This window comes from Streptomyces sp. NPDC007901 (assembly GCF_042959465.1).
Lineage (GTDB): Bacteria > Actinomycetota > Actinomycetes > Streptomycetales > Streptomycetaceae > Streptomyces.
Genome location: NZ_JBIBKW010000046.1, coordinates 18,290 through 27,529, shown reverse-complemented (window position 1 = coordinate 27,529; position 9,240 = coordinate 18,290). Strand labels below are relative to the sequence as shown.

General features: G+C 67.3%; 9 protein-coding genes and 2 pseudogenes. 8 read left to right on the top strand and 3 right to left on the bottom strand.

The window, feature by feature from the left end; genetic code table 11:
• Together ACFZDK_RS53865 and ACFZDK_RS53860 are read left to right on the top strand one after the other, a co-directional pair.
• A pseudogene (locus ACFZDK_RS53865) lies at positions 1 to 232 on the top strand (aldo/keto reductase); the annotation flags it as partial.
• The gene (locus ACFZDK_RS53860) at positions 223 to 942 is read left to right on the top strand and encodes an FCD domain-containing protein (RefSeq protein WP_390986277.1); all 720 of its coding nucleotides are present in this window, start codon (positions 223 to 225) and stop codon (positions 940 to 942) included. The pseudogene ACFZDK_RS53865 and the gene ACFZDK_RS53860, both read left to right, overlap by 10 nt.
• Before the next feature lie 96 nt (positions 943 to 1,038).
• Here ACFZDK_RS53860 and ACFZDK_RS53855 read toward each other — a convergent pair whose 3' ends face one another.
• Complete coding sequence (locus ACFZDK_RS53855) at positions 1,039 to 3,270, bottom strand: alpha-L-fucosidase (RefSeq protein WP_390986274.1); 2,232 nt, start codon at positions 3,268 to 3,270, stop codon at positions 1,039 to 1,041.
• Positions 3,271 to 3,655: 385 nt separating this feature from the next.
• Between ACFZDK_RS53855 and ACFZDK_RS53850 the strand changes: the two genes are divergently transcribed.
• Positions 3,656 to 4,357, top strand: coding sequence for an FCD domain-containing protein (locus ACFZDK_RS53850; RefSeq protein WP_390986271.1), 702 nt, complete (start codon positions 3,656 to 3,658; stop codon positions 4,355 to 4,357).
• Between the two features lie 298 nt (positions 4,358 to 4,655).
• On the opposite strand, the gene ACFZDK_RS53845 is transcribed toward ACFZDK_RS53850, so the two are convergent.
• Positions 4,656 to 4,829 carry a hypothetical protein gene (locus tag ACFZDK_RS53845; protein ID WP_390986269.1) on the bottom strand — a complete coding sequence of 58 codons (174 nt, stop codon included), beginning with the start codon at positions 4,827 to 4,829 and terminating at the stop codon, positions 4,656 to 4,658.
• Positions 4,830 to 4,961: 132 nt separating this feature from the next.
• Between ACFZDK_RS53845 and ACFZDK_RS53840 the strand changes: the two are divergent.
• Positions 4,962 to 5,168, top strand: a pseudogene (locus ACFZDK_RS53840) (cellulose binding domain-containing protein); the annotation flags it as partial.
• On the opposite strand, the gene ACFZDK_RS53835 reads toward ACFZDK_RS53840, so the two are convergent.
• Positions 5,081 to 5,341 (bottom strand): TetR family transcriptional regulator, encoded by a 261-nt coding sequence (locus ACFZDK_RS53835; RefSeq protein ID WP_390986282.1) that lies wholly within the window; start codon positions 5,339 to 5,341, stop codon positions 5,081 to 5,083. The pseudogene ACFZDK_RS53840 and the gene ACFZDK_RS53835 overlap by 88 nt on opposite strands.
• A 398-nt stretch (positions 5,342 to 5,739) precedes the next feature.
• Between ACFZDK_RS53835 and ACFZDK_RS53830 the strand changes: the two genes are divergently transcribed.
• The 4 genes from ACFZDK_RS53830 (at position 5,740) to ACFZDK_RS53815 (ending at position 9,080) form a co-directional block, all read left to right on the top strand.
• Positions 5,740 to 6,441 (top strand): SDR family oxidoreductase, encoded by a 702-nt coding sequence (locus ACFZDK_RS53830; RefSeq protein ID WP_390986266.1) that lies wholly within the window; start codon positions 5,740 to 5,742, stop codon positions 6,439 to 6,441.
• A gap of 28 nt (positions 6,442 to 6,469) precedes the next feature.
• The gene (locus tag ACFZDK_RS53825; protein ID WP_390986263.1) at positions 6,470 to 7,348 is read left to right on the top strand and encodes an alpha/beta fold hydrolase; all 879 of its coding nucleotides are present in this window, start codon (positions 6,470 to 6,472) and stop codon (positions 7,346 to 7,348) included.
• 64 nt (positions 7,349 to 7,412) lie between these two features.
• On the top strand, positions 7,413 to 8,510 hold the full coding sequence (locus ACFZDK_RS53820; RefSeq protein WP_390986261.1) for an NmrA family NAD(P)-binding protein: 1,098 nt from the start codon (positions 7,413 to 7,415) through the stop codon (positions 8,508 to 8,510).
• Between the two features lie 141 nt (positions 8,511 to 8,651).
• The gene (locus tag ACFZDK_RS53815; protein WP_390986258.1) at positions 8,652 to 9,080 is read left to right on the top strand and encodes an ester cyclase; all 429 of its coding nucleotides are present in this window, start codon (positions 8,652 to 8,654) and stop codon (positions 9,078 to 9,080) included.
• Positions 9,081 to 9,240 lie beyond the last annotated feature (160 nt).

Sequence of the window (9,240 nt, the reverse complement as noted above, 5' to 3'; positions counted from 1 at the left end):
CCTGCCCGCCGCCGCCATCGCCTTCCCCCTCACCCACCCCCACGTCATCAACGTCACCCTCGGCATGCGCGACCCCGAACAGGTCCAGCGCAACGTGGAGCTCCACGCCCGGCGTATCCCCAACAGCCTGTGGGACGAACTGCGCGCCCAAGGAGTGCTCCGGCCCGACACCCCCTTCGCGGAGGGCGCCGACGTTCCTGCACCGGGCGAGAGGAGCCAACCGTGTCCCTGACCGACAAGGCGATCTCCCAGATCCGCGAACTCATCGCCTCCGGGGCTCTTCCTCCAGGCGCGAAGCTGCCTCCGGAGCCGGAGCTGGCCGCCCAGCTCGGGCTCTCCCGCAACCTCGCACGCGAGGCGGTGAAGGCGCTGTCCGTGGCGCGCGTGCTGGAGATCAGACGGGGCGACGGCACGTACGTCACCAGCCTGCAGCCGAGCCTGCTCCTCGAAGGCCTCGGTGGCGCGGTGGAACTGCTGCAGGGCGACCCCGGTGCCGTACTGGACCTCATGGAGGTGCGGCGCCTGCTCGAGCCCGCCGCCACCGCCCTGGCCGTCGCCCGGCTGTCGGACGACGGACTGGCCGAGGTGAAGCGGCATCTGGACGCCATGCGCGAGGCGCGCGACGACGTGGAGCGGCTCAACGCGCACGATGTGGCGTTCCACCGCGCCATCGTGGACGTCACCGGCAACGAAACGCTGATCACTCTGCTCGAGGGCATTTCGGGCCGTACCCTGCGCGCCCGGATCTGGCGCGGTCTGGTGGACACCCGCGCGGCGGCCCGTACCCTCGCGGAGCACGAGGCGATCTACGCGGCGCTGGCCGCACGTGACGCATTTCTGAGCCATGCCGCAGCACTGGTGCATGTCAACAACACGGAGCAGTGGCTGCGGGAGCACCTGGAGTCCACGGATGCCATGGCGATGACGGGATCCCGTGTGTGAGACGGAAGCACCCGCGCCGCCGCACCTGCGACCGAGTGGATGCCCGGACGGTTCTCCGTCCGGGCATCCACTCGGTTCACCGCGTCGTTTGCCCTGTCACTGGGCGGTGAAGGTCCACAGCAGGTTGGTGCTGCTGCCGTAGCCCCACTGCTTGGTGACGGAGCCGGAGGCCACGTTCCCGCCGCCGTCCAGGACCAGGCCGGTGGCCCGGTTGGCGATGGTGCACATGCCCTCGCCGCGGTGAGTGACCGTCCACTGCTGGTTGTTGCTGCCGTTCCACGCCGCTTGCTGGGCCGGGGAGCCGTTGGACGTGGCGCCCCAGCCGTCGGCAACCATGCCGTTGGTGCGGTTGACCAGCTTGTAGTAGCCGCCGCCGACCTCCACGAGCTGCCACTGGAGGTTGGGGCTGCCGTCCCAGGTGTACTGCTTGAGGTTGGATCCCGACGCGACGTTTCCCCCGCTGTCCAGGGCCAGACCGTCGGTGACGTTGGTGATGCGGAAGTAGGCGGCCGGATTGAACTGCACCTTCAGGGAGGTGATCTGGTCGTTCTGGCCGGTGACCCTGAGGTCGGGGTTGTCGGCGGTGAAGGTCCAGGAGGTGCCGGTGAAGTTGTCACCGCTGTAGGCGACGATCTGGTTCCCGGCCGCCAGCTTCAGGGAGGAGATGCTCTGGGCGTCGAGCCCGGCCAGCTGCAGCTGCTCGGCCGTGTAGGTGCCGGGGTCGAGCACCGCGTAGTTCGCGGAGTAGTTGACGTCCTGGTAGACCACGGCACCGACCGCCGGCCGCAGCGGGGGGATCTGGCCGGAGAAGCTGAGCTTGAGGACGTAGGCGCCCGCGGTGAACGGCGCCGAGGAGGGCAGCGTCACGGTCAGCCCGGAGGAGTCCTGCGTCGGCGCGGCGAGGTTGATGTAGGTGCCGGTGGTCGAGTCGAGCAGCTTCACCGAGGTGAGCGACGAGAGGTTGATGCGGTCCGAGCCGAGCGTCTTGATCTTCAGTGAACTACCCGGCCAGCCCAGCACGGTGGCGTACAGCGCCGTGTTGCCCTTGCTGCGGGTGAAGCGGATGTCCTGTGCGGTGCCGACGAGCGGGGCGGTGAACGCGCCCCCGCCCATCCGGGTCGGGCCTTCGCCGTACTGCGTCCAGGCGCGGGTCGCGTACATCGACTCCCCGAAGCGCTTCAGGTAGTCGCCGATACCGAGCAGCACGTCCTTCTGGCCCTGGGGGATCGTGCCGTCGGCCATCGGCGCGATGTTCAGCAGCATGTTGCCGTTCTTGCTGACCCGGTCGATCAGGGAGTGCAGCATCTGCTGGGTGCTGTAGTAGCCGATGCCCTGGGTGTAGCACCAGCTGGAGCTGGAGATGCTGTCGTCGGTGAGCCAGTAGGGCGCGGTCCGGTCGGCCGGGCCTCCGCGCTCGTAGTCGAAGACCTCGCCGTGGCCGTTGAAACCGTCCTTGTAGGTGGCGACGACCTCTTTGCCCCAGGCATTGGCCTGGTTGTAGTAGTACGACAGGAAGTTCAGGCGCTGCGTCTCGTCGACCTTGGTCAGGTCGAAGTCCTCCCAGAGGATGTCCGGTTGGGCGCGGTCGACGACCTCCTTGAGTTTGTCGTACCAGAGCTGGTTCTCGGCGGTGGAGCCCAGTTGCCCGTAGAGCTTCTTCAGGCTGGGGTCGGTCTGGGCGGGCACGTGGTCGTAGTAGCCGTTGAAGTTGTAGGCGTGGTGCATCGCCACCAGCAGCTTGAGGTTCTTGGCGCGGATCGCCGTGGTGAACAGCTTCAGCAGGTCGAGCCTGGGACCCTTGGCGACCGAGTTCCACTCGTTGACCTGCGAGTCCCACATGGAGAATCCGTCGTGGTGCTCCGCGACCGGTCCCGCGAACTTCGCCCCGGCGTCGACGAACAGCTGGGCCCACTCGTCGGGGTCGAAGTTCCCTCCGGCGGACTTGAGTCTGGGAGCGAACTGGGTGAAGTGGCCCGCCTTGTCGTTCGCCCCGTTGATGAAGTTGTGGTAGGGCCACACCGAGGGGTCGCCGTAGGTCGCGACGTGGTGCGCGTTGGCGTTGCTCCCGCCGATGTACATGTTGCGGGGGTACCACTCGCTGTCGTAGGCGGGCACGCTGAAGACGCCCCAGTGGAAGTAGATCCCGAACTTGGCGTCCTGGAACCACTCCGGAGCGGGCGGGTGCTGGTTCACCGAACCCCACGTGGCTGTGTAGGTGCTGGGAGCGGCCTGCGCACTGCCGGCGCCGAACACTCCCCCCGCGACGGCTGCCGCGGCCACGCAGGTGGCACCGGCCAGGAACTGACGTCTGTTGATCGAACTGGGCATGGGGGCATCCCTGTGACGGATGGAGGCAGACGGAAGAGGTGTGACCGGCGCGACGGCCAACGCCCGTCGCGTCGGTTGTTACGGAAGAAGGTCCGCCATATGTCCTGACCGTGTCAACGGGCGTGCAGGGATGAAAACAGCCTCTCACCTGCGAATTTATACCGCAATGCACACTTTTGTGCCGCTTAATTCATCAGCAGACATAGAATGTCTTGGGACTCTGGAGCTAAGCCACGACGTCCGCGACGCCCCCACCCGGCGGAGCCACACACCGACGGCGGACCCCCCCCCACGACCTCCCCGGTATCATCAGCGCCACACTTGACGCGCCGTCCCGGTCCCCCGCGCACCGGACCGCACGGCGCACTCACGGAAGGAGCTCACGTTGTCCCTGACCGACAGGGCCATCGGGCAGATCCGTGAGCTGATCCGCTCCGGCGCGCTGCCGCCGGGCGCGAAGCTGCCCCCAGAGCCGGAACTCGCCGCGCAGCTCGGCCTCTCCCGCAACCTCGCCCGCGAGGCGGTCAAGGCGCTGGCCGTGGCCCGGGTGCTCGAGGTACGCCGGGGCGACGGCACGTACGTGACCAGCCTCCAGCCCAGTCTGCTGCTGGAGGGGCTCGGTGGCGCGGTGGAGCTCCTCCAGAGCGACACGGGTGCCCTGCTGGATCTGATGGAGGTCCGTCGGCTGCTCGAACCACTCGCCACCGGACTCGCCGCCGCAAGGATCACCGATGACCAACTGGCCGAGGTCAAGGGCCACTTGGACGCGATGCGGGAGGCGAGCGACGACGTCGAGCGGCTCAACGCCCACGACGCCGCCTTCCACCGCTCCGTCGTGGCGGCCACCGGCAACGAGAGCCTGCTCGCCCTGCTCGAGGGCATCTCGGGCCGCACGCTGCGCGCCCGGATCTGGCGCGGCCAGTTGGACGACCAGTCCGCCGGGCGAACCCTCGCCGAACACGAGGCGATCTACAACGCCCTCCTCACCCGCGACGCCGCACTGAGCCAGGCCGCGGCCCTGCTGCACGTCAGCAACACCGAGCACTGGCTGCGGGAGCACCTGCGCTCAAGCGCCGCCCAGGCATAGCGAACGGGCGGCCGGCTCTCAGCAGGCCCTGCGCAGCAGCGCGACAGCGAGGCTGGCGCCGAACCCACCGAACAGCCCAGTCGCTCCAAGAGCGGCACGATGTCCGCGTCGTGGCCTTGGTAGACCGCGGAGCACCAGGGCAACGGGCAGGAGAAGGCACGCCACAGCACGTGGAGCGTGACGGCGCCGATCCGTTCGATCCCACGCCTCCTTGCGGCGCACATCGGACGGCGGCACGTCGGAGCCGTCGTCCGGCCACACGTCACCGTGCCTGCGACCGGACAGAGGGACGTCCGGGTCACGGGCGCTCGGTGAAATACCGCGCGATGCCGGCGATCCCTTCGCTCACCGCCTTTTCGACGATCGGCGCCAGGCCTTCCGGAAGGATCTCCTGGCTGTAGATCACGTGTGAGCCGTCCCCGGCAGGGAGCACGTCGATGGTGCCGAGGTGGAAGGCGATGGGCAGGGGCATGCCCTCGACGAACCGGTACTGGAAACGCCGAAGTACGGTACTCGCCGTCGAAGTACGCCTCCTGCACGGCCGGAAACCACTACGGAATCGTACTCACGTCGGTCAGCACGGACCGCCTCGGTCTCCTGCACCGTGGACTACAAGGTGCAGAACCAGTGGGACACCGGCTTCACCACAGCCGTCACGATCACCAACGGCTGGAACGCGAAGATCACCCAGAGCGGCGCCGGCGTCACGGCGAGCAACGAGAGCTACAACGGCTCCCTGGCGACCGGCGGTTCGGTCAGCTTCGGCTTCAACGGCTCCTGCAGCGGCACCGACGCCGCGCCCGCCACCTTCAACGCGCTGAAGCACTCCTCCAGCGCGTCGTCGGCGTCGCCGAGCCGCGCGTTCTCTTCCTGGCGCGCCACCAGTTCTTCGGAGCGCGTCTGCAGCACGGCCGCCAGCAGCGCTTCCCGGGTGGGGAAGTGCCGGTACAAGGTGCCGGGGCCCACACCCGCCTCCTCGACCACCGCCTCCAGGGACGTACCGACCCCGTACTTCAGGAAGTGACGCTGCGCCGCTTCCAGGAGGCGGCACGGTTGCGCTGGACATCCGCACGGGGCTTGCGCCCCTGCTGTCCACTGGCACCCATACGCTCTCCTGACTCGCGCGATCCTGGCACTCCGATAAAACGGAGGCTACCTCCGCAGTGATTCCACCGTAAGGCGGAGGCAGCATCCGGTCAGGCGACTTCACTCCCGTTGCGATCCTCCTCGGCGCCCCCGTCGGCGTTGCAGTGACTTGCCGGCCAGCGGCAGCGCGCACCCATTGAGGCCCGGGAGTCACACCCGCTTGGGCTTGCACATGGAAACCGATCGGTTTACCGTTTGGGTGAAACCGATCGGTTTACCGTTCTGTGGAGGCAGTCATGACCGCATTGAAGGGCGCACACGTCTTCGTCACCGGCGGCAGCCGCGGCATCGGCAAGGCCCTGGTGGAGGAGCTGTACACGCGCGGCGCCGGCAAGGTCTACGCCACGGCCCGCGACCCGCGCACCGTGACGCACCCCGACGCGGTCCCGGTGGCGCTGGAGGTCACCGACCCGGCCTCGGTGGCCTCGGCCGCCGCGCAGGCGGGGGACGTCACCGTGCTGATCAACAACGCCGGCGCCTCGGTCGGCGCGTCCTTCCTCGACTCCCCGGTCGACGACATACGCCGGGAGTTCGAGACCAACTTCTACGGCCCGCTCCTCGTCGCCCGGGCCTTCGTACCGGTCATCGAGCGCAACGGCGGCGGCCACCTCCTCAACGTGCACTCCGTGCTCTCCTGGATCGCGCTCCGTGGCTCCTACAGCGCCTCCAAGGCCGCCCTGTGGTCACAGACCAACTCCCTGCGCCTGGAACTTGAACCCCGCGGCATCGCCGTCACCGGACTGCACGTCGGCTACGTCGACACCGACCTGACGACGGGCGTCGACGCACCCAAGTCCGACCCCAGTGACGTCGCCGCACTCGCCCTCGACGGCATCGAGACCGGCGCCCACGAGGTCCTCGCCGACGACATCTCCCGCCAGGTCAAAGCGGGCCTCGCCGACGAACTTGCCGACCTCTACACCCAGTTGGCCAAGTAAGCCCCTACACACAGAGAGAGACGGCGACATGCCCGCCCAGGACCCATGTCCCAGGATCCACATTCCGGGGACCACCAGCCACACCCTCGCCCCCCGCGCGGGGCGCCGCAGCCGCGAGGGAACCCTGCGCTACCTCAAGGCAGGCACCGGAGCCCCCCTGGTCCTGCTGCACACTCTGCGCACGCAGGCCGAGCACTTCCGCCTCCTCATCCCGCTGATCGCGGACCACTACACCGTCTACGCCCTCGACCTGCCGGGCATGGGCTACTCCGAGATCGTCCCCGGGGCGTCCTACGACGAGCCGGCGCTGCGCGCGGGCGTCGAGCGGCTCCTCACCGAACTCGACCTCCACGACGTGACATTGCTCGGGGAATCCCTGGGTGGAGTGCTCGCACTGACCACCGCGGCCGATCTGCCGGAGCGGGTACGGCGCGTCGTCTCGGTGAACCCGTACGACTACCGCGACGGAATCGCCCGCTCCAGCCTCCTCGCCCGCGTGGTGATCGGCGGGATCATCGCTCCGGGGGTGGGCAGGTTGATCGCCGAGCAGGAGCCCAAGCCCGTCCTGCGCAGGATCCTGCAGGGCGGCGTCGGCGACAAGACCGCTTTCCGAGAGGACTACCTGGACGAGCTCCTCCAGTCAGGCAGGCGTCCCGGCTTCCCGATGGTCGCCCGCGCTCTGTACCGGAACATGCCCAGCCTCATCGCGGCCCGCTCGCGCTACCCCGAGGTCAAGGCCCCCGTCCACCTCGTCTACGGCGAGAACGACTGGTCCCGCCCCTCCGACCGGGAGGCCAACAAGAGGTTGCTTCCCGCCGCCGACTTCACGCAGGTGCCGGGAGCGGACCACTTCATCGCACTGGAGAGGCCCGAGGTGGTGGCCGACCTGTTGCACGCGACGGTCTGACCGCGAGCGCCTGTGTGGAGCGCGGGCTCTGCACCACCCTCATTCAACCCTGGAGTCAAAGACCATGCCTTCTCACGACACCTCCACCATCTTCGTCATAGGCGGCACGGGTGCCCAAGGAATACCCATCGTCCGCGCTCTCGTCGCCGACAAGAAGTATTCCGTCCGGGTCCTCACCCGGGATGCCACCTCCGCCCGGGCCCAGGCCCTCCTCGCGCTCGGCAACGTCTCCATCCTCGAAGGGTCATTCGCCGACGAGGACGTACTGCGCGAGGGTTTTCGCAGCTGTGACGGGGCGTTCATCAACATCGACGGATTCAACACCGGCGAGAAGACCGAAACCTACTGGGCTATCCGCAGTTACGAGATAGCAATCGAAGAGGGAATCAAGTTCTTCGTCTACGGAAACCTCGACTATGCCCTGAAGAAGTCAGGCTACGACTCCCGGTTCCGCACCGGCCACTACGACGGCAAGGGGCGCATGGCCGAATGGGTACTGTTCCAGAACAAGGAGAACAGGGACCGGATGGGAGCGGCGGTCTTCACGTCAGGCCCCTACATCGAGATGGTGATCTCGCCGCTCACACCTATGACGCCCGGCGTTGAGGACGGTGTCGTCACCTGGCGAGTCCCGCTCGGCGAGGGATCCGTACCGCATGTGGCCCTCGAAGACTGCGGATTCTATGTCCGGTGGCTCTTCGACCATCCGGAGCGGGCCAACGGCATGGACCTCGAAGTCGCCATCGAGCACATGACCTACACCGATATGGCTGCGGCGTTCGAGAAGGTCACCGGGCATCCGGCACAGTACATCGACACCGATCTGGACACATATTGGAACAGTCCGGACCTGAGGGGGATCGCTGATCACCCCGCCGGATACAACGCTGATCCCGACGACAAGAGCACCATGAGCTTCCGAGACAACTTCACGGGCTTCTGGAACGTGTGGAAACACGGAATCATCACGAGGGACTACGCTCTGCTCGACGAAATTCACCCCAACAGGATCAGAAGCGCTGAGGAGTGGTTCCGCCGAGAAGACCGGCTGGGCAGGGAACTCGGTAAGGGAAGTCTCTGGGAGCGAGTCCAGCCGGAGAACTGGAGCATGGACTCCGCCGTTCTCAAGAGCAGCGCGGATTTCAGGACGGGCAAGTTGTAGACGCTGGCCGCCAACGGGTCAGCGGGCTACAGCCTAGTGATCCGGATCACTCGTGCTTCCTCCATTAGTTCATTTGAAGTAACTGGTTCCGCCAGGGAACTGTTGCTGGAACAGGCCACGCCACACACCACGGAGGACCTCATGCCTGCGATCAGTACGGCCAACACCGCAAGCGAGATGGTGCGCTCGGCCACGACCACCGCGTTGCGGGTCGCCGGGGCGGACGAGGTGTTCGCCCCGAACGTGATCGACCACGACCCCGCTGCCCGCGCCCCTTCGGGCATCGACGGCATGCGAGCACTGATCGCCGCGGTCCGCGACGGATTCACCGACACGCAGCACCGGATCCTGTTCCAGCAGGAGCTTCCCGGCGGCTGGGTGGTCCTCCACTGGCGGATGACCGCGACCCACACCGGAGATGCCTTCGGGTTCGCCGCCAGCGGCAACCCGGTCGATATCGACGGCCAGGACATCATGCGCGTCGTCGACGGCAAGATCACCGAGATCTACCACGTCGAAGAAATGCTCAAGCTCATCCAGCAGATCGGCACCGGCGCGCAGTCGGCGTGAAGATCGAGATCTTCCCGAACAACGCCGGCCGCTGAGCGACTCACCGCGGGGCCGTCACTGATGACGATCCGGAAGGTGAGCCGCCGCGGACGGAGACTCGGACGCAGCCTGCCCCGAGCTGAACCCGTCCAGCGGGAGGTCCCCCAGCTCGGAGCCCGAC

What these genes read in the sequence shown, in the direction of transcription:
- ACFZDK_RS53855 (WP_390986274.1), bottom strand. Translation starts at nt 3,270, where the DNA reads ATGCCCAGTTCGATCAACAGACGTCAGTTCCTGGCCGGTGCCACCTGC.
- ACFZDK_RS53845 (WP_390986269.1), bottom strand. Translation starts at nt 4,829, where the DNA reads ATGCCCCTGCCCATCGCCTTCCACCTCGGCACCATCGACGTGCTCCCT.
- ACFZDK_RS53830 (WP_390986266.1), top strand. Translation starts at nt 5,740, where the DNA reads ATGACCGCATTGAAGGGCGCACACGTCTTCGTCACCGGCGGCAGCCGC.
- ACFZDK_RS53825 (WP_390986263.1), top strand. Translation starts at nt 6,470, where the DNA reads ATGCCCGCCCAGGACCCATGTCCCAGGATCCACATTCCGGGGACCACC.
- ACFZDK_RS53820 (WP_390986261.1), top strand. Translation starts at nt 7,413, where the DNA reads ATGCCTTCTCACGACACCTCCACCATCTTCGTCATAGGCGGCACGGGT.
- ACFZDK_RS53815 (WP_390986258.1), top strand. Translation starts at nt 8,652, where the DNA reads ATGCCTGCGATCAGTACGGCCAACACCGCAAGCGAGATGGTGCGCTCG.